The sequence below is a fragment of the Ferdinandcohnia sp. FSL W7-1320 genome (assembly GCF_038050315.1).
Lineage (GTDB): Bacteria > Bacillota > Bacilli > Bacillales > Bacillaceae_L > Ferdinandcohnia > Ferdinandcohnia aciditolerans.
Window position 1 is genome coordinate 2,519,616 of sequence record NZ_JBBPAM010000001.1, and the last position, 26,082, is coordinate 2,545,697.

The following is a 26,082-nucleotide window of genomic DNA, read 5'->3' on the forward strand; positions in this document are numbered from 1 at the left end:
CGTGCTTAAGCCAGATAAAAACAGATTGAATTATAGTGACATATTAAAGCCACCGGTAGATTATGAAGTTGATTTTGCGATTGGGACGACCTATTCACTTGATTTAGAGGCATTAATTGGGGTGCCACTAGCACTAAGCTTAGCAGAAGAGATGAGTCATACATTTCAAGATAATCCGATCTTTATGTTGGAAGGACTTAGGAGGGCCTCAGATAAATTTATTATTTTCTGCGAAGCAGGGCAAATAAAGGTACCTCAGAAAAACAACACAATCTTTGCATTATTAGAAAACAGTGTAAGTGAAATCGCGTTAGAGAACGATCTCTCCTTCCATCCAAAAGTATGGTTAGTTAAATATGTGAATAAAGAAAATCGAGCGTTATATCGACTCCTTGTGTTAACTCGAAATTTAACATTTGACCGCAGCTGGGATATTGCGTTGGCATTGGAAGGGGAAAAGCAAGAGGATGTGAATCCTAAGACGAAACCGTTAAAGGACTTTTTTGAACATCTACTTCCTTATGTACCAGATACGACTAAGGGGGAATCGATGAAGAAGCTCCTTACAGAGTTGGATTTTGTACATTTTGTACCAGGTGGCAACTTTGTGGATTATGATTTTCTGCCACTTGGAATCGAAGGATACGGTAAAGACGATACTGAACTCTTCGAAACATATCATGATCTCATAATCATGTCCCCGTTCTTAAGTGGAAGTACGTTAAAAGAATTGACAGAGAAAAAGTTGTCAGACGAGAAGTTCGTACTGATTACAAGAAGAACGGAATTACATAAACTTCAGGATGATATTCTTGACTATTGTGATATCTATGTATTAAAAGAAATGATTGTTGAAGGCGAAGGTGTGATTAGTGAAGAAGATGACGAAGATATGGAGATTGCACAGCCTCAGGATATACACGCGAAATTGTATGTGAAGAGTAAATATAATCAACACCATTTTTACATAGGTTCTGCCAATTGTTCTAGGAATGCGTTTCATGGAAATGTAGAATTTTTACTGAAACTAAAATACAAGAAGTATGGGTTTAGAATACAACAATTGCTTGAAGATTTATTTGGGAAAGACGAGGAAGATAATCCTTTTGAAAAAATCGAATCTATTCCGGATATTGAAGAAGAAAAAGAAGAAGACATAATAGAACAACTACAAAAAGGGATTAAACAGCTTTGTAGAAGTGATTTACGAGCAATTGTTACAGAGACTCAAGGTACATATTCGTTAGCTATTCATAGCAATGAACTTCCAAGTATTGTTCGTTTTTTTATTAAGCCATTGTTAAGTCAAGTCCAGGAGCAATTTTTAGAGGAAACCGTGCTTTTCTCTGACTTGAGTTTATTAGAACTTGGTGAATTTTACACTGTAAAAGCTGTAATAGGTGATACTCAAGTAGAAAGAATTATAAAAATCGAAACAGCGGGAATACCAGTCGACAGAGATAGCGAGATCTATAAAAGTATTATTCGTGATCCAATGACTTTTCTGAGATATGTCGCATTTCTATTAGCAGATGATTTCTTACTAGCGGCACTTGAACAGTCTGAAAGAAACAAAAAAGGAGACTTTGCATGGGACTCTGCTTATATGGATGGACCCATTCTGTATGAGAATATGTTAAGGACAGTTTCGCGCTCTCCTGAAAAACTTGATGATGTGGAATATGTAATTGATATTATTCGTGACGAAGAAATCATCCCAGAAGACTTCGAAAAATTGTATCAAACTTTTAAAAGGGCAAATCAGAATAGGTGAATCAAATGATAAATCTGGAACAGAAAGAAAAGGAAATTCTTTCGGGACTCAAGGACTTTCAAAGAGCCACGGTTGAACGAATTCATTATCTATTTACCAATAATTATAGCCGTGTACTTGTAGCTGATGAAGTAGGTCTTGGCAAAACATTAATAGCTAAAGGGGTTATTGCCAAGACCGCTCGGTACCATAGGGAAATAGTAGAAGATCCTTTATTTAAGGTTGTGTATGTTTGTTCGAATCAGGGCATTGCTAGCCAGAATTTGAAAAAATTAATGATTGATCAGAATGTACAGGTAGAAAAGGCTTCAAACAATCGGTTATCCATGCAGCACCTTAGAATTTTTGAAGATAAATATGATGAAGAGCTAAAGGAAAAATATATACAATTAATTCCTTTAACACCGATGACATCGTTTGAAATGACTACCGGATTTGGTAGTGCAAATGAAAGAGCTTTGATGTTTGCTTTTTTAAAAAGACATAAAGACCTTCAAGAACATATTGAAGAGTTAGATTGGTTCATGATGGACAAGGCCAAATCTAGTTGGAACTGGTTAAAGAACTATTTTGAGGATAGAGTCTTGACTATCGATGAGATAAGTCATGGGGAATACATTGAAACGATTCTCTCACAAATCGAACATGCATTTGAAAACAATCCAACTATTAATCATGAACTTCAAGAAGTTTGTCAACTCATAAAGGAACAAAATTATCCTGATGCAAGAGTAAAAGGCTCAAAGAAAGTCATTCTTTTTTTACGTAAAATGATGGCTGAAATCAGTGTGAAGATGATGGAACCAGATTTGGTGATTATGGATGAATTCCAACGATTTTCTGAGTTGATTAATACAGAAAGTGAAAGTGAGACCGCAATTCTTGCAAAGAAATTTTTCAACAGTGGTAACTCATCAAAAGAAGAAGTGAAAACGCTCCTGCTATCGGCGACGCCTTATAAAATGTACTCGACATTGGAGGAAATCCAGGAGTCTGGTAGTGATGATCATTACAAGGAGTTTTTTCAGGTCACAAATTTCTTATTTGAGAAAAAACCAGATCAACAGCAGAGGTTTGAAACAGTGTGGAAAGATTACTCCACTGCATTAAGTGAGTTTACACATCATGATTTAGTTATTTTACATGCAAAAAAGCAAGAAGCAGAGGAGCAGCTTTATAAAGGTATAGCCCGAACCGAAAGAATGCTTGCAGAAGGCGCGAGTGAATTGATTAAAGAAAGAGTAGAGAAATTAGAGGTTTCTCATGAAGATGTAAGATCCTATATCAATATGGATCAACTGCTTCAAGACGCGGAATTAAATGATAAACTGCCGGTGGAATATGTGAAATCTGCACCATATTTGATGTCTTTTATGGATAAATATAAATTGAAACAGAAAATCACGCAGTATTTCAGCCATCACCCCGACAAAGTGTCCTTAGCCAATAAAGAAGGACTATGGGTTGAGAGAAAAGGCATTGATCATTATAGGCAAATACCTGATGTAAATGCTAGACTATCAAAATTAAAGGAAATTGCGTTGCCTCAGGGGGCAGAGAGATTATTATGGGTTCCGCCATCGCGGCCATACTACGAGTTTGGAGGAAGCTATACTGGACATCAGCAATTCTCAAAAGTGTTAATGTTTTCTGCTTGGGAAATGGTGCCTAGATCAATTGCAACGTTGCTTTCTTATGAAGCAGAGCGCTTAACGGTTGGAGAAATGATAAAAAAGATACCTAATAAGAAAAAACGTAAAAGTAAAAAGAATTATCTCTATTCAGCAGAGAGAAGATTCCCACAGCCACGTATTCGCTTTGTCATGAAGGATAACGCGCCATCTAATATGAATCATCTGACGCTACTCTTTCCTTCTATTTCTTTAGCAAAATTGTTTGATCCGGTGGATGTCTTAAATCGGAAAGTAATCCTAGCTGAGATAAAAGTGGAGATTACTGAAAAAATCAGGGAAATGCTCAATGAGATCCCAGAAGAAGAAAGTTCTAGAATAGATGAACGTTGGTATTTTATGGCTCCACTTTTATTTGATATAAAGGAACCCGTCATGAAGGATTGGTTCTCTACTGAGCGTTTTATGGAAGTTGATGATCAAGGAGATACGAAAGATGGAGACGACAAAGCATTAACACTTCACTTTAAAGAATTACGGGAAATTTTCTTATCCGAGGAATACCCTACTTTAGGGAAGAAACCAGATGATTTAGTTGAAGTATTGGTAAGCATGGCACTAGGTTCTCCGAGCGTATGTGGGATACGAATGCTAGATCAAGTTGACTCAACATCTTTAACGGATATCGTCATGTTTGCCAAATCAGTACTAAACCGGTTTAATTCTCAGGAAGCAATTGCGATCGTTGATTTGGAGTATTCAACGAAAGATAGAGAACACACACATTGGAAAAATGTCCTTCGATACTGTGTAGATGGCAACTTTCAGGCAATGATCGATGAGTATGCTCATATGCTGCTTGAAGAGGGTGGTTTAAAACATAAGGATACGACGGAAAGAAATCAAGAGCTTATTGAGGCGATAAAAGAATCGTTAGAGTTTCGAAGTGCCCCATTGCAAGTAGATACTATCTCAAGTTTCAAAAGAAGAGTGACGACAGGAACAGCTCCATCAGGATTACGTATGCGAACAAGCTATGCTGTTGGTTTCGCCGATAAACGAAATGAAGACAGGGCACACGACAGAAAACAGAGTGTCAGGAGATCTTTCAATTCTCCATTCCGTCCATTTGTACTTGCTTCCACCTCGATTGGGCAAGAAGGACTGGACTTCCATTATTACTGCCGAAAAATTGTTCACTGGAACCTACCATCTAATCCGATTGACTTGGAACAACGAGAAGGAAGAATTAATCGATATAAATCCTTTGCTATTCGACAAAACATAGCCAGGAAATATGGAGATTTAGAATTTGAGAAAGATATTTGGGAAGAGATGTTTGATCAAGCGAATAAAAATGAACGTAATGAAAATACATCTGAGCTAGTACCATACTGGACTCTCTCTGATAATCAAGGTATACAAATAGAAAGAATTGTGCCGATCTATCCATTTAGTAAGGACGGACATAAATATCAACGCTTGATGAAAATACTTCAGCTTTACCGACTAAGCTTAGGCCAAGCAAAGCAAGAGGAGCTTTTGGAATATATCTTTCAACATGATGTGGATGAAGCAGAGCTCAAGGAGATGTTCATGAATTTGAGTCCTTATTATAGGGGTTAAATAATAACTTAACTGAGCGTCCAAGGTTGGATACAACATAGTAAAAAGAGATTTATCAATAATTTAATAGAAAAAGTTCTACGCCAAAACAGTAGAAAACATTACGCCAGATGCAGAATTTCTGATGGTCGGCAATAAAATAATTGTAATACTTAATTTGAATATTACTTTCAATACTATGCTGCACAACTGACCCCGACCACCGGTATCTTTAGGTAAAAACGAGTTAAATTAAGAAACGATAGAACACTTACAAATGTTGATGTATCAATGTTTGTGTGTTTTTTTTATTTTGGGAAAACAGTTGAAAAATGTAAGATTTGAAATTTTTTTACACATATTTTACACAAAAAAATTAATTATTTTTGGTGTATTAGTGCCTTCTAAGTAATTATTTGATAAGTTATATTTGTGTAGGAATTTTAGACCTATGGTAGGATTAATCCAAGATTTTATTATTGTTTGTTAAGTTCTTACAGATTAAATTTAAGGAGCAGATAACATGAATAAATTTGAATCTCCATTACCTTTTATAACCCCAGCATTTGTTAAGAGCAACTTTAACTACAATACTAATATTTCTCATGTAAAAGAACGTAAAGGGTGGTAAAGTGAGTGATGTAAAAACGGGACTTAGATTACTAGCTTTAAAAGAAATTTTTATTAGGGATACTGGAGAAGACAGTGAACTTTCTATAAAAGAACTTGTTGAAAAATTACAAATTGCGATACCTGGATGCACAGCAGATAGCAAAGCAATTAAAAGATACATTAATACACTACGGGAATCTGGATTTGATATTATCGAAAATCCAGATAAATATGGCAAAAAATATTATAGCCATCAAGTACGTCTGTTTGAGACTTATCAATTGAGGTTATTAGTGGATCCAATCTTATCAGCGAGGTTTATTACAACGGAAGAGAAAAAGAAGATCATAAATAATGTAAAAAGACTGACAAGTGAGAATACAGCTAAAACTCTACCCGATCCAATTGTTTATCAACAATCTATTAATCATGATTACCAACGAATTAAACATCATATTGATGCAATCCACCATGCTATTTATGATAGGAAAATGATTACTTTCCAGTATGGGGATGTTGATATAAGTAAAGACTTTAGGTTGCGACATGGAGGCGAGCTATACTATATTCAGCCTTATGCTCTTATCTGGGAGTCAAACTTTTATTACTTAATTGGTGAAGATATAAAGTACAGTGATGAAAAAAACCCAAGGAATTACCGGTTAGACCGTATGAGAAATGTATCAATTACAGATAAAAGCTTTACAAGAAAACAACTCGATCTTAGTACTCACGTACAAAATCAAATTCATATGTTTGGGGGACAAGACGACTGGATTACACTTCAATTTAGTTTAAAACAGGATGTCCTAAACGGTGTGATCGATAAATTTGGAATTGACGCAGATATTAGAAAAGGTGAAAATGAAACATTTATCTTAAAGGTAAAAGCAAAACTTAGTAAGGGATTAAAAGGTTGGATTTTGGGATGGGGAAGTCAAGTGAGAGTTCTATCACCAGTTTCCCTTATTAACGATATAAAAGAAGAAACTCAAAAAATGATACAAGCATATAAAAAATAGGGTGTGCCGTTTTTGGTACACCTTATTCGTTATAATTTAAAGTAAAGAATAATTAATCTATTTCCAAGGAGGCCACAATGCAAATTAATAAAAGAGAGTTACGAGAAATGCTCTTCTGCTTAATCGAAGGCATAAAACTGTGGGAAAGAGATTATACGAAAGTACCAGACAAATTATACAAAGGTCACTTGTTATTTATGAAACATATAGCGATGGTGGATTCAAATATTCCTAATAACTTATTCGCTCTAATCAAGACCTTGAAGAAGCCATCATTTGAATGGGGAATACCTCAATTAGTGGACATATTCTCACCAGAATCGGCGTTAATTGAACCGTTCAATGGAATAACAACAGAAGCGGAAGAATTTATCGAGTCATATCAGTCGCTAGATGAAACAGATCAAAGTGTTATGAGGAAAATTCTTGTATTCTGTAGGGAGTTAGATTTGGATAATGAATACCGCTTTATTAGAACGTTTCTATCAAATAAGACAAATGCAGTTATTGATGCTTTTTCATTAGGGAAGAGCTTGGCTGAAAATCTAGAAAGCCAAGAATTGAGACAATTAGTATTTGAATGTTATGAAGTGTTGCCTGAACCTGTAAGTAACTATAGAAAATGCCCTCACTGTGGGTGGACATTGCAATATAGAAATGGGAATTGGTTTTGTAATAAAGAAAATGTATGTCATACAATCGAAAGTTTTGAACAGATATCGATGTTTAGTTTTAACGAAACAGACAAAATTTACAGGCTGACTTCAGGAATTCAAAGATATATCTTACTTCCTGGCTTACAAGAAATCCGATTTTCAAATCTGTTAGACAAGAAGGGGTATCAAGTAACAACATACCCTGATATCGACTTGTATGACCTACGAATCAACCTAGCAGAGAGAATCATAGATATAGATATGAAAGATTACAAATCAACATCTATATTGGCAGATTATTTTAATCAGCTATCTGTTAGTCAGTTAGAGAAGTACCATTCGGATTCATACATTGTCATTCCTTCTTATCGAATTAAGCATTCTCCAGCTTATATAAAAATTGTGAATAGTAGGTTAGAGGAGAGTGTAAAAAGACATATCCGAATTTTATCAGAAAATCAAGTAACCGAGCTATTAAAGGAGGAAGTGAAATGAAACCGACATGGCAGCGACTATTGGATTCAGTAAGGGAGCGGCTATCTAGTTATGAAGCTATTGAGCAAGCTGATGCGGACTCTATCATTTCGGTGGAACTTATGATTTATGGGAGCTTGTTAATGGATCGTACGATAAAAATAGAGAGTTTATGGTCCATTTTAGCAGGTCATAATGTTCCTATTCTTAAGAAGAATACAGAGTTACCGATTGTATATCGACTTCGTGTATTGTTATCTGAATATCGTTTTGAGAATTATTGGATTGATGAATTAGCGAATTATTTACATTATGACAAAAGATTCAGGTTGTTTGATAGAAGCGAAGAAGGTACTGTTATACAAATAAAACCGCAGCATATGCCTGAAAGGGAAAAATACTATTATGAAGTATTAAACAAGCCATTGATTAGAACTGAAGATGAACGATCATTTGTAGGAAATGAATCATTTCGATATACAAGAATGGTAGAGGGGATTGAAAAAGAATACAATGGATGGATTCCCGATACTTTAATAAATAAAAGAACAAATATACTACCATTATTTAAAGAGAAAATTGAACTTAGCCTTAATATAGAGAAAGATTGGGAAACGATTATCCCGGAAATGGACAAGAAAACAGGTAATGAAAAAGGGTATCGTTCAAGGGCTGAATCGCTTAATATGAAGTCTGCTTCAGCATCGAAACAAAAGATTTTTCATTACAAAGGAAATCAGCATGTCGGTGGCGGTTTATCAGCAGGAAAGTCAACAATGATGGTCATAGAGACGTATAGGATTGTTAAACAACATGGAGGGAGAGTAGGGTTTATCGAGGGGAGCGTGGCACAAGTCCTTGAGAGAGTTAAAGAGTTAAGAAATCTTGGTATCCAAGCAGTTCCCATCATTGGTAAAAGTAGTAGAAAAACTCACGAGAATAATACTCTAATGAGTAAAGCGAAAAAAATAAAGGAAATAACCGATCTCGATAAAAATGAATTTGAATTGCTTTCATTAGTATCTGATCGTTGTACGATTAAAGCACTTGCAAATGATTATGAGCGTAACAACTATTTTCCTTGTAATAATTTAAAAGTTGGAAGTAATAAACTTAAATGTCCATTAGCGCATACTTGTGGTGTGTATAAGGAAGTTTCAAATTTAATTCAAGCCGAAGTATGGGTAGCAACTTCTGCAAGTATTCTTAAATCAAAGCTCCCAGCAGTTGTTGATCCATTCGAACGGACTGTATATGAAGCTATGTATGACCTTCTTGATGTTATTTTTGTTGATGAAGCTGATCATGTCCAAAAACAATTCGACGAGGTCTTCATTACAGAGTTTCCTGTATTTGGAAACGGAAATAATTTATTTGAAATTGAAATAAGTAAGTTTATGCAAAAGACGACAGGTCAATACCGAAAATATGCATCAGTAAACTAATAAATCGTTGGCAAACGAATCTTCGCCAATTAGATACGGTTATTTGGAGACTGTATGACAAAATTAACAATTCACAACAATTACGTTCATATTTAAAGAATCAAATTATTTGGACAAGAACGCTTATCATCGAGATTAGTCATAAGTTATCAGGTAAACGAGATCAAAGTGACATCCAGCATGAATTGTGGGCGTATGCAAATAATCCATTCATTAATCATGGTATAGGAGAATTAGCAGATCGGTTACAAAGGGCAGAAAAGATAGAAGAAAAACAAGAAATGATTAATCTATTTATTACGAGAGTTGATGGAGCCTTCATTGCTAATATCAATGAAGAGTTAGTAAAGGATCAAATTGAGTTGTTTCTCTACTTAGCACGTTTAGATTTAGGAATCAAATTTATGTTGACCTATTATTCAGCTGTACAAAGTCGATTAGGTACAGGTAGTGAGGACTTCCATCTAGTATCTCTTGCAAAAGAATATCAACCGTTTATTAAAGAAGCCATGACCGGTTTTATGTTAGGGTATCGGTACGACATTAAAGAGAATGAAGAAATTGGTTCATTTAAGTTAATTGAATACTCTGGGATAGGTAGATATTTACTAACAGAATGGCACGAAATCTATGAAAAGGCATATGGTCATAAAGGACCTGCTTTGGTTCTCTTGTCGGGCACTAGCCATTTACCAGGATCATCCCATTATCACTTGGATATTGAACCAAAGTGGATAATAGAATCTAATCGACTGAAATCAAAAATAACACAACAATTTTTACCAAAGTATGATGAACAAAAAGAGAGAGAAATTGCTATCTCAGGTACGAATAACCGTGCAGAAAATATTAGAAAGTTAGCGAATAATTTAAAAACAGATATACAGTGGGAGCTAAATCATTGGAAATCTAAGAATGAAAAACGAGGGGTCATCCTAGTTGTCAACTCCTATGAAGACGTCGTACATGCAGGAGAAGTATTTTTAAATGACCCTAATTGGAAAGGAAAATTTAGGTTATTGTCCAAAGATAATAAAAGTGACGATATATGGTATCCACGCTCGCTAATCGAACAATTCAGTGAAACAGGAGCTGAAGTGTTAATTGCACCATTATTAGCAGTTGGACGAGGGTATAATATTTTAAATGAACAGAAACAGGCTCTCTTTGGCTCTTGTTTTTTCCTTGTTAGACCGTATCCAATACCGAATGATATGACATTTATTATTCAATCTTTACATTCTAGTTTACAATATTACTATTCTAAACTTGAGGAAGAAGGATTAACATATGCTTGTGGTCTTAAAAGGTTACGAAACCTTAGTAGAAGTAGATTCGAATTGATGTATCAAAAACCTGACTTTTGGTCCATTTTAACTGAACAAGAAAAAAAGATTCTATCTTGGTATATTTTTGTTCCAGTATGGCAGATGATTGGTCGTCTTCTTAGAGGAGGCAAAGATGCTCATATCTTTTATTGTGATGTTAAGTTTCATGACAAAAATAGAAAAGGTCTCTCACTACTTGAGTATTGGCAAAAGTTAATGCAAGAAAATAAAGAACAACCTGTATTTAAGTCATTGTACGAACCATTTATTGAAAGTATACAAGATGCTATTCAGGAGGATTCATTTTGAGTAAAGAACTAGAACTATTTATATATGAAATGCCAGATGATTTTCTGTTGGATGAAGAAGTATATTATATGTACTTCCCACAGCAGTTAATAAAGTTTGTGAAGAAAAAGCAACAGGAAAAGAAATTTAAATATCCATTTAGTCTATCTACTTTAAATAAAAAAGTGAAATCACTTTTTCCTCAAATTATTTCACTTCAAATAAATGAAGCTATTAAGAATGAGGAACCTTGGATAATTGCAAAACAAGAAGTACCATCAGATCAATTAAAGTATATATATAAGGAATATTTTAAGCTAATCTATGATGAGTTAAGAGATAAAGTAACTGGACAAGATTTTATTTGGAAGAAAGGAAAAATAAAAGAGATTAAAGGTGACCCATTTCAATGGATTCCCGCAATTACGGCACATGGCTTAGCTGAGAGGGTTGACCATCTTACTCTGGGGGATCGAATAATCCCATTAACCCTATATCCTATTACGTTTAATGGGATAAATGAATGTGTATCAGAACCAATTAGACATACCGAAAAGGATGACTATTTCTCTTATGTCCTACGGTTTAAGTTAATAACAAGAGGTGGTGAAGGTATCCAGCGGCTTTCGGTTAGTACAGGTATTCGCCGATATATTCAAAAACCATACAGTAGTAAAAGAAAGTTGTTTCAGAGTTACAAAAAATTTGGATCGGTCCTACTCGGGGTGAAAAACCCATTTAAGAATTCAGAGGCTATTTCATTTAGCCAATTAAGAGTGAAATATGCACATCCTAATGAAGGGAAATTTTCAAAATGGGAGTCTGGTGAGGAGAAGTTATTTTCCGATGTATTATTTGGTAAAGAAATTCAATCTGATCAACTATTTAAAGACCCATTATCCTATCTTGAAGGAAGGGATGATATAAGAGCTTTTATCGTTTATAGTCATCAAATTTATACGGATAACTATTCTCCTAAAGTAAAAAGTGGTCTGGGGTTAGAGGAAAGATTTAAGCTGTTCAATCTTATACAGGAAAAATTTCCAGAACTAAAAAGAGTGCCAAAAAGTACTTTTATTAAGAAAAAAAGTAAAGTAAAAGGGGAAAATGAGCGCTTGCCGCTTATTTCACCAGCCAATATTTCAAATGTAGTATTAGAAGTGTGGGGAAGTGTTGAACTCTTCGAAAAAATAATGGATGTACTTCTAAGCAAAGAAATTGACGGCAAACCACTAATGTTAAGAGAAGGTAATTCCTTCTTACTACAGGCGACAAGTCGTGTGGAAATTGAAATTGTCTTAAGAGACCCACAAGGAATTATCCATGAACTAGAAATTGAAAAGCATGGAGAGAGAGCACTACAAGCTTATGTTTCAAATCTATCAAGCAGTATTGAAAAAGAAAACTCTACTAATCAAATAATGGTAGCAATGGTGGAAATCGATAAATTAAATGGAGAAGCTTATGACCATAAGCAAGGAACGAGAATTGGGTTAGCTAGAGTAGGAAGAATATCACAATTTATTCATCCGCTAGAAGGAAAAAATGCTGATGATGAGAGAATTCTTTCTGGGTTCATGGATCTGTTATCTGATGCCGGTTTTCTACGTCATAATTGGAGTGCCTTTGATTCTGATAAAACAATCATGTCACTGTCTTTAATCAAGAATAAAAAGGCATATGTACCCGTAATCACCCGAATGATTGGGCAGAATGTTGAGTTGAAAATACATGGTTTAAATGAGTGGTTATCACCGAGCCAAGGCTTACTGAGTGCTGAAAATGCAAAGGAAATCTATAAAGATAAATTTGTAGAAACAATCAATAAAGATCGTCTTCGCAGGTTTCTTGTTGAGAATATTAAGGATACCTTAATTAGGGCTGATCAAAGGCTTTATCTATTACTAGATGCAACTCTGCGACATGGTTGGATGAACCAATTAACTAACTCAAATTTGAACATTGATACTGTACCGTATTTAGATAATCTTCTAAAGAGTGATGCTCGAATAAAAGTAATCCGTATAAACACTACCGATGAAATACCACAATATCGGATCATTAAGAAAGAAGACGAACAAGGAGTCAATAAAGATAGCGGATTGTTCCGTGATCCGAAAGGAATTTACTATAGCGTGGGGTTACGACCATCTACATGGAAGAAACAAAGAAATGAATTTAATAAATATGATCAGCCTAATGTTCAGCTTTTACAACAAAGAGCAGTTGAAATAATTCCACTAGGCTTATCTGATGAAAATGAAAGGGATGAAGTAGCTCACATGATTGATCGTTTAAGGAAAATGAACTTAACATATGAAAAACACACGGAACAACCATATCCAACTCATAAAGTATCGGCAATTCGCAAATATATTGAAGATAACGCTGCTATAGATTTTGTGGATGAGTTTGAGGACGATGTTATATTATAGAATTTAAGAAAATTTTAAGATTACTTTTATGGTGCCTGTCGATCAGTGCTTTAATGCAGTGGGTGACAGGCGCCATTCTCGAATGCCGAGGTTTAAATTATATATAACGATCTTAGGAAGACTTAGGAAGAACAAAAATAAGTGATAATGAGGTGTGCATAGGTGGGTGAGATACTTAGAGAAAATCAAAATACAAAATTGTTGCTTGAGATGAGCGTTGTGGATGGTGAATATGACTTCACATCGTCTATTGTCGCAGCACTAAATCAAGCAGAATTAGAAATGCATAATTTAGATGAAACAATTGAGTCAATTCATAGCTTAAAGCCTAATTGTGATAAATTGGACTATATATTAGCTGCGAGTTCAGGTGCATTATGTGGCATTATTGATATTTTCTTGGTTGGTAAACCTGGAGAATCACCTCTTGGAAATATCACTGATAAATGGTTTGCTAATCGAACAACTGATTTTGCTAAATTGTGCGGATGGAAAGATAATGGAGAGAACTCTTTGTCTTCAGCAATCCGTTTTCTTGAAAATAAGTTTAAAATTCCATATGATCAGCGTGGAGCTGGTGATGCGGCAAGTTTTATTTTTGATTTAAATCCGACAAATCATCATTTTAAATCACTCGCGCATAATCCTAGTTTGCTTGGTTTGTTCTTTTCGATATTAGACCAGTTTACTAATTCTTCGCATTTTATTTCCGGTGGTGAACTTATATCTTTAGTTGATGCAGATGGGAAATTCGAGTTAAGAGGAAACAACATACCAAGCAAATTATACTGTGCATTTGTTAATTGGATTGGTCATTTAATATCTGATATGTCAGGCGCATCAGGTAGCAAGGGCCGTGGAATGGGGATTCCTTCTCCTTTATGGACATGGACAAATGATATTATTGCCATAAAAAGGTCTTTGAATATTCCTGTGTCCCAGTTTGATAACTCAATAAACGAGCTAGCTATAAATATATATAAAGAAGGGTATGATGCTCGATTCCAGTCGACTCAAGCCATTCCAGTTTTTATAAACGAGATGTTAGTTCGACTTGTTTATGCAATCAGAAGACTTATAAAATATTTCGTTGAAACCAATAAAGAAACTCGTTCGTTTTCACTTATGTGGAAAAAGTGTGAGCCTTTTTCAAATCCAACTGTTAAAAGAATGTTGACTGTAGCACATGGGACGTTTTGCCTTATAGATATAGGTGATGCTACTGTTCGTAGTATTGTCAAAGGTGCAGGATCTTTTAATCCAACTGAGTTCTTCTTGCGTCTTAATATCGCAGGGGTTGGACGACTTACTATTTCCTTATACGGTGAAGTTAAGCGTGAAATTGGCATACAAAAAGCAGAAAGAGAAATAATCTTTGCGATAAAAGAAAAATTAGTTGTAGAAGATTATATTGAGGGACTTAAATTATTATCGGAATTATATGAGGATAGAAGTCTGTTGAACTTTATAACTGATTTCAAGGATAGTGATATGTATATACGCGCTTTTGAAAAATCTGTTATGTTAGCTAAAAAGAGAAATGTGCCAAATAATGAAATACTGAAAAACAAGATGGAAATAGATTCCTATTTTTTGGGAGGGAATATAAAACGTGAGTAAGAAGAAATCAAATTTACAGATTGCTCAAGAACAAGCTGAATTCGCCATCAAAAAGACAAATGATAAAATAGAGGAACTTGGAAAATGTACTAGCAATCTATATACTGCACTAAACGATATTCAGGAGCTATTTGATAAAATTAGAAACGTGCCTAGTCAGAAACACTTGGAGTATAAAAAACTAAAAGAAGTTCGTTTGAATTGGAAACATCAGGCTGAAAAAATCGAGTCAGATTATAAAAATGCTGTCGCCAAGAATGCGGGAAAAGGTGTAGCAGGTGTTGGTGCAGGTGTTGCAGTAGCCGCCCTTGGTCCTACTGCAGCAATGGGAATAGCTACAACTTTTGGTGTTGCATCAACAGGTACGGCTATATCCGCTTTAAGTGGTGCTGCAGCCACTAATGCCGCATTAGCGTGGTTAGGTGGTGGAGCACTTGCGGCAGGTGGTGGCGGTATGGCAGCGGGAAATGCTTTCTTAGCCCTTGCTGGACCTGTTGGTTGGGCAATTGCAGGCATTGCACTTTTGGGTAGTGGACTTCTTTTTTGGAAGACTAAAAGCGATAAGAATCGACTTGAAAACATATTTACATTGATAAGTAAGCGAGATAAAAAGTCATATGAACTTGCAATTGTCGAGCTTAATGAACGCATATCTCGTATAAAAGACGAAAGTGTTAAACTCTACGATGCGATTGAAAAGATAGAATCATTTGGAGTGGACTATAATCAAATGACCGAAACTCAGCAGTATGAATTAGGAGCTTATGTGAATTTGATGTCAGCATCGACACAATTGCTTGTTAATCCGATATTAGGTTTGCAGCCAAAGTATACTGAAGAAGACTTCAGCAAATTTATTTCTGAAGGTATTGGAAAAGCTTATGAAGTTTTATGTTCCTCATATAAAGATTTAATCATCGCATTATCAAATCTTTTATATAAAATAAAATTAGATGATAAGGATAAGAAGCTTTTGTGGAAGTCATTTAAAAAGAACAAGAAGTTCTTATCATCTATGAATATCTCGAAGAAAGAGTTTGATGATATAATTCTTGATGTAGTTTGCGAGGCTCTTTATTTTAAGCTCCGTTAAACGTTAATGTTGATATCCAGTAAAAAAGTGAACGTCTGGGCTGTAATTAGAGTATGAAACTCTAATGTAGGCAGCGGAATAATTACGAAGTTTATTGATATGCCCTACTCATTATTTGGACTACATAATGATGAAAGTAACCCAAATATGTAGTGGTTTGTTACGTAGTACAAGCATACTATGCAATAAAATGATTTTTTAAACAAAGATTGGTTCTATGAATTGTGTTATATGAAAGCTCAGAGTTAATCTCTGAGCCTACATATTCCAAAAGTTTCAATCGTATTTTTCTCCTCTTCCTCCCGCAATTCCTTAATCACGTGAGAATAGTCCTTATAAGTCGTTTCGATATTGCTGTGTCCCAAACGCTCACTTACATAATTAATGTCAACTTTCTTATATGCTAATTACTCTGTACTTGGACTTTGGGGCATAAGAGACTAATCCAAATAGATTAGGTGTTACAATCTCAAAAAGCCTTCTAAATGCATTCATTGTCTTTTTATCTAGCTTGATTGTACGATTGGATGCTTCATTTTTCGTCGGACCGAAACTTTCAGGATGTCTTTTCGCATAACCCCATGTTTTTTTAATGGTTAATGTGTTGTTATTAAAGTCAAACTCCTTTCTTGTCAATCCCACTAACTCATCAAACCTCGCTCCAGATGTTAAACCTTATAGAATTAAATAATAACCTAGTCACTCCTCCAACAAACTATAATTCAATACAGCAATCTTTTGTTTCAAAATAATTTAAATGCTATTCTTTTGGCTTCTTCGCAGGATTGTCCCAGGTTAGTACGGCTTTCCTATTGCTATATTTGTCTCAATTTCTGTTGCCGCAATTTGCTCTTCTTGGGTTTATAGAAAATGAGGATATATTAATGAACAATACAAGTGTTTGAAAAACAGGGATCAGTTATAGATAGTTGATTACTAGTTAAGAATAAATTTAGAAAATAAAGTAGCTTGAAGAAAATACATTATATGGTTGTTGTGTTACTTATGGACTAGAGATAAAATAAAAATAAAGTATAAAAAAAGTAAGAGCACACCGAGGTGGTTTTATGGAAATAAAGTTATTTCAAAAGACACAAAGGGATTTAGCGGCATCTATTAATAATGTTATAGATAGATATTGGGAAGATGAAATCGACGAATCAAAAATGATAGAACTTATTCAGAAGTTATATGCCATTAATAAAAGTAAGTTCATCAAAGAAGGTAAATATACAACAATTCTTCGTCAACAATGTGGAAAACGTAGGCTTGAAGTAATTGATCAAGTTATTGATTATTGATCGAACTTATGTCAGTTAAGGAAGTTGGTCGAATGAGATACGTCATGGAATATTCAGTTGGGTTTACAAAAGAAAAATGGTCGGGCAATGAAATCTATATTATTCCTGAACCTATGCTAAATGGAAATCTAAGAATGATATTTTCACAGATAAGAAGTCTAGTGAGTATCAAAGATCCCATTAATAGGGTACGTAAGGCGACGACATTGTAGCTTTTAAAGATTACTAGCTTACTTTAAGATAACGATTTAGTAAGTTTGGTAAGTAAGGGAAGTGTTAAAAATGAAAAAAAATCTTGATGATCTACTTTCTCATATTAATGATAATTTTCGTTTCGGTAGTAAAATAGAGCAGAATATTGTTGACCAGTGGTTTAAAGAATTCAAACTTGACATCGAAGAAAAGTTTGCCGTTTATGATGAGTTAGATTCTTTGAAAATAAAAGTCATTGATCATCCCAAAACGCTATTAAAGGCAAAATTATTAAAGTTGTATAAATGTATTGAGCTAGAAAAAGAAATTAATAGAAGTATTCTTATTAAATGGTTCAGCCAAAATAATATTGATGAAAGTCTACAGGAAAATATTCTAAGCGATTTAACGAAAAGAGACTATATCATTATTGAAGATACACCGCAAGAGAAAAATGAAATTGATTATGATATTCCTGATGATTTCTTAGAAGATGATTTAGAATCTTTATTGGATGATAAAAGGTTCATTGAACATGTTGAATCACTTGAAGATGTTATTGATAAGTCATGGAATATTGAATATTTAAATCAAATACACTCAGGAGATGAATCAAAACGAAATAAGTCACTTAGCAATCTAGTTGAAGCGAATAGTAAATTAGTTTGGAAGATTGTAAAGAGGTATTCAGGATTATCAACAGTGGGATTAGATTTGTATGATATGTATCAAGTTGGAGTTATCGGATTACTAAAGGCTGCAAAAAAATTCGATGTTTCCTTGGGTCATCAGTTTTCAACTTATGCTACTTGGTGGATAAGACAAGCTATTACTAGAGCGATAGCGGATTATTCAACATTAATACGAGTTCCGGTTCATTATAGAGAAAAAATGAATAAATTCATAAGAGTCGAGAATAAATTGTGGAATGAATTAGCTAGACCTGCTACAATCCTCGAAATTTCTAAAGAAATGGATGAACCAATTGAGGTCATAGAAGAATTACGCTTTTATATTTCACAGAGTAATTTAGACAGTCTTGATCGCCTTGTTGGAGGAGATGAAAATACATCATTAGGTCAACTTGTGTTAGATGAAAATTCAAATATGCCTGATGAGGAGTATTATAAACTTGAATTAAGAAATACAATTAGTGAGGTCTTTCAATCGAATTTAACGGAGAGAGAAATGCAAGTTTTACAATATCGTTTTGGATTTAAAAACGATGAAACAAAGACATTAGAGGATATTGGAAAAATATTCAATCTGACAAGAGAGAGAATCCGACAAATAGAAGCAAAAGCACTTAGAAAACTGCAAAAACCAAAAACGACTACAATATTAAAGGAGTATTTGTATGAATATTGAAAAAAGAATTGAAGAAATCGTGGAACAAAATGGACCATCTATAGTTGTTTTAAAAGGTTTTGACACAAGTGAATTTAAAAGAGAGAAAAAGTACTTTTCGTTTAGTATAGACTACTACGATACAGTAGATTTAACAACTCTACAAGAACAGGTAATAGAAGATATTATCCAACATCGTACTTTTACAGATGCTTATTTATGGATGACAATTGAAGAATATCAATTATTTAAAGATCAAGAAGCTATTAATAAAATGCCCGTGTTGGTAATTGAAAATAATCTGTTTAATAAACAGTACCCATACAGAGGTTCACTGTCAAATGTTGAGAGCATTTATCATTACCTTTATTATCAAGAAGATAATGAATTAGAAAATAATCAGTTAAAAATATTAGAAAACGTCTCAAAATTTTATGGACAAATTGATTATTCGAAGCACAGTGGAAATTATTATGTGACTTATCCAGAATTTGATGAAAAACCATTGACTTTCAAATATTATGATGAGAAGGATTATGACTATAAATTTAGCGAAGATTACCCTACTGAAAATATTACACAATTAGAATTATCGGATGATGAACTTCCATTTTTAGATCTCATTATGAATATTATTTTAAAAGAAGATAACAATAATATCTTATTTGTTTTATCAGGCGCAAGTGAGCTACTACCTAACAACTATTTAGAGCGAATTAATATTCTCACTAAAATTTCTGATATAAATATTTATTTTACAACTTTATCAATAAGAAGAAAGGTAATAGCGAATGAAGATGCCTATGTAAAAATATTGAATGATGTTTATGGGTACGATGATTACAAAGAAATTGAGTTTTATAAAAACATAGAGAATCAATCTAAAGAAACAATTAATATTTCACAAGCTCAAATTATAGATGATATAGTTACTCAGGCAGAAAAAGCAATGCACGGTGAAGATTTTCGAGATATATATATAACTGCAGCAACAGGAGCAGGAAAATCAGTGATGTTCCAAATCCCTGCAATATATTTAGCGGATAAATATTTAGATGATAAGCCTTTAACTTTAGTAATATCACCATTGATTGGTCTAATGAATGATCAAGTTGATAGTATGCAAAGAAAAGGAATTAAAAATTCAGCAACAATAAATGGAAATACCCCACCTTATGAAAAAGAACGTATACTTGATGAAATTCAAAATCAGAAAGTTGATATTTTATACCTATCTCCTGAGACACTTCAAGCTCGTTCCGATATTAAAATGCTGATTGGTAATAGAAATATCGGTGTCGTGATTATTGATGAGGCTCATATTGTAACTACTTGGGGAAAATCGTTTCGCTCTGACTATTGGTATTTAGGTATTTATCTAGCAAAGTTAAGAAAGGAATATAAATTCCCTATCGTTACTTTCACTGCAACGGCTATATACGGTGGACGAGAAGATATGTATTTAGATACGAGAAATAGTCTTAATATGATAAGTCCTATTTCATACTTTGGAAAAGTTCGTCGTGATGAGTTAATTATGGTTGTTCGAAGTAGTGAAAAAGATCTGGAGAAAGAAGGAAGGGATTATCGAAAAACGAAACACGCGTTAGCGTTAAAACATTTAAAAAAAGCTCATAAAAACAAACAAAAATCATTAGTTTATTTTCCAACAGTAAAATTATTAACAGATTTCAAAACCTTTTTAACTCAAAATGCACCAGATCTTGCTGAAGCTACAGGTAAATACCATGGTGGCCTTTCAAAAGAGGAAAAAGATGAGGTTTTATATCAATATGTAAGTGGAGAATTACAATTTGTTTTAGCAACGAAAGCCTTTGGAATGGGGATCGACATTCCTGATATCACAAATGTTTACCATTATGCTCCTACTGGCAATGTCGTTGATTATATTCAAGAAATCGGAAGGGCAGCTCGAGATAAGAAAAAAGTTGCTAACGGATACGGTTTAATTGATTTTCTAAATCGTGACATGAACGAGGTTAAACAGCTATACGGTATGTCAGCGATTAGAAAGAGTCAAATTATAGAGGTTATGAAAAAAGTTTTATCAGTATATAAAGAAAAGAATTACAATCGTAATTTAATTATTAGTCCAGAGGATTTTAAATATATCTTTGTTCAAAACAAACGTGATGAAGATTCATTAGACAATAAAGTGAAAACAGTTTTATTAATGATTGAGAAAGATTTTTCTTCACCAAATAAACTAGGGTATTCGCCATTTGTCGCGAGACCAAGAAGTTTATTTGGGAATGATTTAATTTTCGTTACTCCTGAATTGGAAAGAACGTTTATTCATTCTAGCTTAGGTAAATATTTTAGCAAGCTATACGAAATACAGAGTGAGAGTTATTCAGCTGTTTATCAGGTGAACTTAAGTGGAATATGGGAAAAATATTATAGAAGTATGTCTTTTCCTAGTTTCAAATTTGCATTGTATTCAGCAGAAGAAAGAGCTAAACTGAAGCATAAATCTATTTTTGAAAAGCTTATATATGTGTCAGGGGTAGAAGTAGGGTTAAATAACAATGAATCAGTTGAGTCAATTGTTTCTGAGTACAATTTAATCTTACAAGGATTTGAAACATTCGTTAATATTTATAAAATGTCTGGAAAACATTTTTCGGTAGATGACCTTGGATATCATTTTATGAAGACATTAAAAATCTCTGATAAGTTTGAAGCAATGACGTTTGCACAAACAGTTATTAACGCAGCATTTGAATATTCTAAGATAAAAGAGATTAAATTCATATCCGAACGTCCGAGCAGTGGAGATTCTAAACCGAAGTATATCATTTACAAAGATGGAGATTTATTCACGACATTCATTAAGAGAGGCTTGTTAGCGACTTTGAAGCCGAGTGAGTATTGCGGATAGATTGAGCCGGCAGTGCGGAATTTTGAGCCACTGTTTGCGGACATCTGAGCCAGTAAGTGTGGAGGAAAGAGCCACTGCTATCAAAATACAAAATAATTAAGAGCCATTAGAACAGAATTCGTTCCAATAGCTCTTTGTATTATCTAAATCTTTTATCTCCTAATTGCTTATCAATAATCTCAATTGCCCAACGAACGAGTTCATCCTGATCTAAATCCTCTTCTTTATTCCATATGCAGGAGGGTAATAGTCTTTCTTCTACTGCTATCCTCACTTCATCGGGTAAATACATATGCAAAAAATACCTAGCTATTCGACTTTCAACTTCTGATGGAATCATTTTGATGCCCCCAATCCATGACGTTCTCTCATCGAAACTTCACCATCAACTAGAATCTTATAAGAATCATGAACAATTCGGTCAAGAATCGCATCTGCTATTTGTGCCTGTCCTAGTTTTGAATGCCATCCTTCTGGAGAAAATTGAGAACAGAAAATAGTCGATGCTTTCTTTAACCTTGCTTCAATAATTTCCAACACGTGAAGCACGTTTTCCTCTGAAAGCTCTGTAAGTAACCACTCATCTAGTATCAATAAATCAATCTTTTTATATTTTTGAATTAACTTACGAAAACTACCATCTGCTTCATATTTTGCTATAGCTAATTCATCGAGTAACTCTGGTAATCTAATATATTTTACTTTGTAAAATTGGCGACATGCATGAACCCCAAAGGCATTTGAGATCCACGTTTTTCCGTTCCCCGAGGCCCCCATTAAAATAATGTTATGGTGATTTTGAATGTAATTTCCTGTTGCTAATTCTAGTATTAGTTTCTTGTCTAGATTACGATCTGGATGATATTCAATGTCTTCAATAGCTGCCGTTGGTTCGCTGAATGTCGCTTGCTTAATTAATCGTTCAAGTTTATTTGATTTACGTCTATCATACTCATAATCTACTAAGAGGTTGAATCTATCATCAAAATCCATACTTTTGTAATCTTTATTTTGACTTTGTTGTTGATATATTTCTGCCATTGCACCCATTTTCATATCTATTAATTTACGTAATGTTTCGTGATTCATCATTTATTATTCCTCCCAAAGTATTTAGCCCCACGGACAAATCCATAGTCTTCAGAGGTAGTGGGCTGCCTGTTAATATCCGTTTTTTTATTTTGCTTTTTCTTCTTATTTCTCTCCAGTACGCTTTTTAAAACAGAAACTGTCGGGTTTGTTGATATTTCAAGTAAAGTTTCCGTTGCTGTTTCTATTTCTTTATTTGTGTATTTCGTAGATACATTCCTCAGTGTGCTAAGGATGTTTAATGCTTTTTTCTCCACATTCATTTCCAGGATATTAGAAACAAATCGAGTCATAGATGGTCCAATTGTTTCTGCCCACTTCCGATTATTTTCGGGATTATGTTCTAAATATAATCGGTGATTATCAGGCATATGGTCCGTGTTCGTAGAAAACTGGCCAATTTCACCATTTAATCGTTTATGTGATGCAATACGGACTTCTTTGAAGTAAACTTCAATTAAATCCGTGGTTAGTCGTATATCGACATTCTCTCGGACATAATCATACGGAACGGAATAATACATTCGTTCAACTTGGATGTGGTAGTTCAGTTGAACCTTTGCTGTTTTCCATTCCGCAAGTTTATAACGCGTTTGAGGAAGCTGTTGAAGGTAGGATTTCTCTTCTTCCTCAAACACCTTTTTACGTGAACCTGGTCGCTTTTGAAAATCGATGGTGTTGATTTCTTCTAGCTTTTCAAAGATTTGCTGGTTTAAATCTTCAAGATGGAAACATTGATAGTTTCTTAGTGGAGCGATAATCTGTCTGGAAATATATCCAACAGCCCCTTCGACACTTGCTTTATCTTTTGGTCTTCGGACACGGCTCGGAACAATGACTGTGCGATAATAATCCGCAAATTCACGATAGGCTTCATTCAGAAGAGGCTCTTCTCGATGTGCTTTCGTAACCCCTGTTTTCAAATTATCGGGTACCAATGTTTCAGGAACTCCCCCAAAATACTCCAATGCATGGATATGGGCGATAAGCCAATTAGCTGATTTCATATCTAAAAATGCTTCAACATAGCTAAATTGACTATAAGGTAAGGTCGCAATAAAAACATACGCTGGAATCTTTTCTCCTGTAGAACGATCAATAATCTGCAACGTACTCCCAGCCCAATCGACTTCCATGACTTCACCTGGTTTTCTTCGAATAGGCATTGTTAACTTATACTTCTTCGCATATTTCCCATAGTTTTCGCAAAAAGTACGATAGGCATAAGGAATCTTTCCACCATCACGTGCTTCCATCGCATACTCGTGATGCAATAATGCCAAGGTGACATTCTTTTTTTGTAGCTCCTTATGCACTTTTTCCCAATCGACTGGGAAGTAACCTTTCTCAACAGCTTGTTTCTCTGGAAAGAGAAACACTTCTAGCCATGGATTGGTCATTGTATCATTCAAGCTTTCCACACCAAGTTTCTTGGCACGTTGAACGACATTTGAAACTGTATTCCTTGAATGCCCAGTGCTAGAACTAATGGTTCTTTGACTGACTCCTTCAAAATACAGTTCCAGAATCTTACGACAATTAACCATAAAAAAACCTCCTGTATAATAGTGTCATGCTTGTTTGCATGCAACATTATTATACAAGAGGCTTTTCTTGATTCTTATTAAAGTGGTTCTCCTTTCCGCAAAGGGTGGCTCTTTACTTCGCATTGACTGGCTCAAAATTCCGCATAAGTGGCTCAATTCGCCTGCAATAATCAGCCGAGTGATAATTTTGTTAAACACGGTCGCGATATACTTACATTTTACATGAGGGCAAATAGTGTTGAGTTAGATGCGAAGTTAGCAGCACTTGGAATTGGGGAGAGTCGAAAGTTATTAAATTATCAAGTTGTGGGAGGAAACAACCCACAAATATATTTAAGGATGAACTCAATTTATCCATTAGAAAAAGCTATTAAGCAAGGCGATTTTTATCAAAATAGAATACTGAAAGATGTTCAAGATAAACACTATACAAGCGTTGAAATGTTGAAGTATCTTTTTACAAAAGAACAAGAAGGACATTCCCCAAAAGAGAAGATTTTAAACTATACAAAATGGTTTTGGGATAATATAGAGGATTATTTTATGGGAATTCTACCAAGCGAAGTAAAGAATGCTTTAAGTAAACCGAAAAAATAAAATTTATCAATTTTAAGAAGAAAGAGGCAATCCTTCGACATTCACTAAATCAAGATTAGGGCCCTGTTTTCAATACGTTACCAGTTTAACGTATTGAGGAACAGGACATGTTTTCCGAACTGGAGCAAGGAAAAACAAAACACATGGCTTATTAAATACAAGAGTCATTAATAATACCGATGTAACGGTAATAAATCATGATCACTCAATTAAGCCTTATTGAAACACTATTCTCGATTAAGGCAGATGAGGTATATGTAAATTACGCGGGTCACATTGTCTAAAGTAATCCATAATATAGGCTAAATCGAAAAGCCTATATTATGGATAATTTTATGCAATTAAAAGGGTTACATTAGTAGTTCTCCTTTGTCATCATAGTAGGTTTCAAAATGCCTTGTTATTAAATCAAATAATTCTTTTTGAAATTTTTCGCTTGTTGTATTGATACCAGGAAGATGGCCTACTTTTTTTAGTAGTGTTTCTTTTTCTACGTTTCTATCAATCAAATATTGTACCTCCTCGTGCAATTCCGGATGTTTTTCGATAATCGTTGCTGTATATTTAAACACCACATTCTTACTTCTTTTATTGAGATTATCCCTAAATTGAGGGAATAAAGCTTTTTCGTATTTTGGTTTCAACTGCTTTCCCCACCTTTAATATTATTTGTAATCCGTTTCTCATTTCTTCACCTACTTCGTTGTCATTTAGAGTCAACTAACTCTATAAAATGAGATTATTTGAAATCGAGGGAGGTGTCGAATTGATCAGGGGGGAGATTGATTTCGCTATCTATGATTACTAGGAACCAGACAATACCAGGAAGCTTTACTGAAATTGATATTAGATGCATGTTATAAAAGATACCATAAATTATTATTTTCGTTATAATTAAGATAGCAGTGGAGGCATTCACTGTGGGATATAGGTAGTATCCACCCAAAACACTCTTCCACAGGGATTATCGGGTGGATATTTTTCTGTGATTTTCATTGATTACCTTTAAAAATGAAAATTGCTTTTAAAAATTAAGGAGAGTAGAACATTGAGAAAACTGTCTAAATAATATTAAATGCATAAGGACTTTTGAGACAAAATTTTTAACTTGTGACTGGCAACAA

Annotated in this window: 19 protein-coding genes; 14 read left to right on the forward strand and 5 right to left on the reverse strand. The window is 34.2% G+C overall.

Annotated features, from left to right (window positions below; genetic code table 11):
• Position 1: 1 nt before the first annotated feature.
• The 9 genes from NST91_RS12705 to NST91_RS12745 all read left to right on the forward strand — a co-directional run bounded on the left by NST91_RS12705 (position 2) and on the right by NST91_RS12745 (position 15,983).
• Complete coding sequence (locus NST91_RS12705) at positions 2-1,774, forward strand: phospholipase D family protein (RefSeq protein ID WP_341331438.1); 1,773 nt, start codon at positions 2-4, stop codon at positions 1,772-1,774.
• A gap of 5 nt (positions 1,775-1,779) precedes the next feature.
• Positions 1,780-5,031 (forward strand): helicase-related protein, encoded by a 3,252-nt coding sequence (locus NST91_RS12710; RefSeq protein ID WP_341331439.1) that lies wholly within the window; start codon positions 1,780-1,782, stop codon positions 5,029-5,031.
• Between the two features lie 611 nt (positions 5,032-5,642).
• Positions 5,643-6,644 (forward strand): helix-turn-helix transcriptional regulator, encoded by a 1,002-nt coding sequence (locus NST91_RS12715; protein WP_341331440.1) that lies wholly within the window; start codon positions 5,643-5,645, stop codon positions 6,642-6,644.
• Positions 6,645-6,721: 77 nt separating this feature from the next.
• Positions 6,722-7,795: a restriction endonuclease-related protein gene (locus NST91_RS12720; protein WP_341331441.1), complete on the forward strand. Its 1,074-nt coding sequence runs from the start codon at positions 6,722-6,724 to the stop codon at positions 7,793-7,795.
• Positions 7,792-9,219: a pPIWI_RE_Z domain-containing protein gene (locus tag NST91_RS12725; RefSeq protein WP_341331442.1), complete on the forward strand. Its 1,428-nt coding sequence runs from the start codon at positions 7,792-7,794 to the stop codon at positions 9,217-9,219. The genes NST91_RS12720 and NST91_RS12725 overlap by 4 nt, the downstream gene beginning before the upstream one ends.
• 185 nt (positions 9,220-9,404) lie before the next feature.
• Positions 9,405-10,856 (forward strand): hypothetical protein, encoded by a 1,452-nt coding sequence (locus NST91_RS12730; RefSeq protein ID WP_341331443.1) that lies wholly within the window; start codon positions 9,405-9,407, stop codon positions 10,854-10,856.
• On the forward strand, positions 10,853-13,270 hold the full coding sequence (locus tag NST91_RS12735; RefSeq protein WP_341331444.1) for a pPIWI_RE module domain-containing protein: 2,418 nt from the start codon (positions 10,853-10,855) through the stop codon (positions 13,268-13,270). Before NST91_RS12730 ends, NST91_RS12735 begins: the two co-directional genes overlap by 4 nt.
• A gap of 162 nt (positions 13,271-13,432) precedes the next feature.
• Positions 13,433-14,890, forward strand: a complete 1,458-nt coding sequence (locus tag NST91_RS12740; RefSeq protein WP_341331445.1) for a hypothetical protein — start codon at positions 13,433-13,435, stop codon at positions 14,888-14,890.
• Positions 14,883-15,983, forward strand: coding sequence for a hypothetical protein (locus NST91_RS12745; protein WP_341331446.1), 1,101 nt, complete (start codon positions 14,883-14,885; stop codon positions 15,981-15,983). Before NST91_RS12740 ends, NST91_RS12745 begins: the two co-directional genes overlap by 8 nt.
• Positions 15,984-16,379: 396 nt before the next feature.
• On the opposite strand, the gene NST91_RS12750 is transcribed toward NST91_RS12745, so the two are convergent.
• Positions 16,380-16,619 (reverse strand): site-specific integrase, encoded by a 240-nt coding sequence (locus NST91_RS12750; protein ID WP_341331447.1) that lies wholly within the window; start codon positions 16,617-16,619, stop codon positions 16,380-16,382.
• Positions 16,620-17,050: 431 nt separating this feature from the next.
• Here NST91_RS12750 and NST91_RS12755 point away from each other — a divergent pair, with 431 nt between their 5' ends.
• The 4 genes from NST91_RS12755 to NST91_RS12770 all read left to right on the forward strand — a co-directional run bounded on the left by NST91_RS12755 (position 17,051) and on the right by NST91_RS12770 (position 21,725).
• Complete coding sequence (locus NST91_RS12755; protein WP_341331448.1) at positions 17,051-17,284, forward strand: TIGR04540 family protein; 234 nt, start codon at positions 17,051-17,053, stop codon at positions 17,282-17,284.
• Between the two features lie 32 nt (positions 17,285-17,316).
• A complete protein-coding gene (locus NST91_RS12760) occupies positions 17,317-17,496 on the forward strand; it encodes a hypothetical protein (protein ID WP_341331449.1) in 180 nt (59 codons plus the stop codon).
• Positions 17,497-17,566: 70 nt separating this feature from the next.
• Positions 17,567-18,844: a sigma-70 family RNA polymerase sigma factor gene (locus NST91_RS12765; protein WP_341331450.1), complete on the forward strand. Its 1,278-nt coding sequence runs from the start codon at positions 17,567-17,569 to the stop codon at positions 18,842-18,844.
• The gene (locus NST91_RS12770; protein ID WP_341331451.1) at positions 18,834-21,725 is read left to right on the forward strand and encodes a DEAD/DEAH box helicase; all 2,892 of its coding nucleotides are present in this window, start codon (positions 18,834-18,836) and stop codon (positions 21,723-21,725) included. Before NST91_RS12765 ends, NST91_RS12770 begins: the two co-directional genes overlap by 11 nt.
• 139 nt (positions 21,726-21,864) lie before the next feature.
• Here the strand turns inward: NST91_RS12770 and NST91_RS12775 are convergent, their stop codons facing one another.
• From NST91_RS12775 to istA, 3 genes are read right to left on the reverse strand one after another with little or no spacing between them, the layout of a single operon-like run.
• Entirely contained in the window at positions 21,865-22,065 is a 201-nt protein-coding gene (locus NST91_RS12775) for a hypothetical protein (protein ID WP_160547569.1), read from the reverse strand.
• Positions 22,062-22,817 (reverse strand): IS21-like element helper ATPase IstB, encoded by a 756-nt coding sequence (istB, locus tag NST91_RS12780; RefSeq protein WP_061794326.1) that lies wholly within the window; start codon positions 22,815-22,817, stop codon positions 22,062-22,064. Before istB ends, NST91_RS12775 begins: the two co-directional genes overlap by 4 nt.
• On the reverse strand, positions 22,814-24,361 hold the full coding sequence (istA, locus tag NST91_RS12785; protein ID WP_341329984.1) for an IS21 family transposase: 1,548 nt from the start codon (positions 24,359-24,361) through the stop codon (positions 22,814-22,816). Before istA ends, istB begins: the two co-directional genes overlap by 4 nt.
• A 147-nt stretch (positions 24,362-24,508) precedes the next feature.
• Here istA and NST91_RS12790 point away from each other — a divergent pair, with 147 nt between their 5' ends.
• Positions 24,509-24,958 (forward strand): hypothetical protein, encoded by a 450-nt coding sequence (locus NST91_RS12790; RefSeq protein ID WP_341331452.1) that lies wholly within the window; start codon positions 24,509-24,511, stop codon positions 24,956-24,958.
• A 350-nt stretch (positions 24,959-25,308) separates the two neighbouring features.
• Here the strand turns inward: NST91_RS12790 and NST91_RS12795 are convergent, their stop codons facing one another.
• On the reverse strand, positions 25,309-25,602 hold the full coding sequence (locus tag NST91_RS12795) for a hypothetical protein (RefSeq protein ID WP_341331453.1): 294 nt from the start codon (positions 25,600-25,602) through the stop codon (positions 25,309-25,311).
• Positions 25,603-26,082 lie beyond the last annotated feature (480 nt).

What these genes read in the sequence shown, in the direction of transcription:
- NST91_RS12765 (WP_341331450.1), top strand. Translation starts at nt 17,567, where the DNA reads ATGAAAAAAAATCTTGATGATCTACTTTCTCATATTAATGATAATTTT.
- NST91_RS12775 (WP_160547569.1), bottom strand. Translation starts at nt 22,065, where the DNA reads ATGATTCCATCAGAAGTTGAAAGTCGAATAGCTAGGTATTTTTTGCAT.
- NST91_RS12760 (WP_341331449.1), top strand. Translation starts at nt 17,317, where the DNA reads ATGAGATACGTCATGGAATATTCAGTTGGGTTTACAAAAGAAAAATGG.
- NST91_RS12770 (WP_341331451.1), top strand. Translation starts at nt 18,834, where the DNA reads ATGAATATTGAAAAAAGAATTGAAGAAATCGTGGAACAAAATGGACCA.
- NST91_RS12725 (WP_341331442.1), top strand. Translation starts at nt 7,792, where the DNA reads ATGAAACCGACATGGCAGCGACTATTGGATTCAGTAAGGGAGCGGCTA.
- NST91_RS12755 (WP_341331448.1), top strand. Translation starts at nt 17,051, where the DNA reads ATGGAAATAAAGTTATTTCAAAAGACACAAAGGGATTTAGCGGCATCT.
- istB (WP_061794326.1), bottom strand. Translation starts at nt 22,817, where the DNA reads ATGATGAATCACGAAACATTACGTAAATTAATAGATATGAAAATGGGT.
- NST91_RS12720 (WP_341331441.1), top strand. Translation starts at nt 6,722, where the DNA reads ATGCAAATTAATAAAAGAGAGTTACGAGAAATGCTCTTCTGCTTAATC.
- NST91_RS12710 (WP_341331439.1), top strand. Translation starts at nt 1,780, where the DNA reads ATGATAAATCTGGAACAGAAAGAAAAGGAAATTCTTTCGGGACTCAAG.
- istA (WP_341329984.1), bottom strand. Translation starts at nt 24,361, where the DNA reads ATGGTTAATTGTCGTAAGATTCTGGAACTGTATTTTGAAGGAGTCAGT.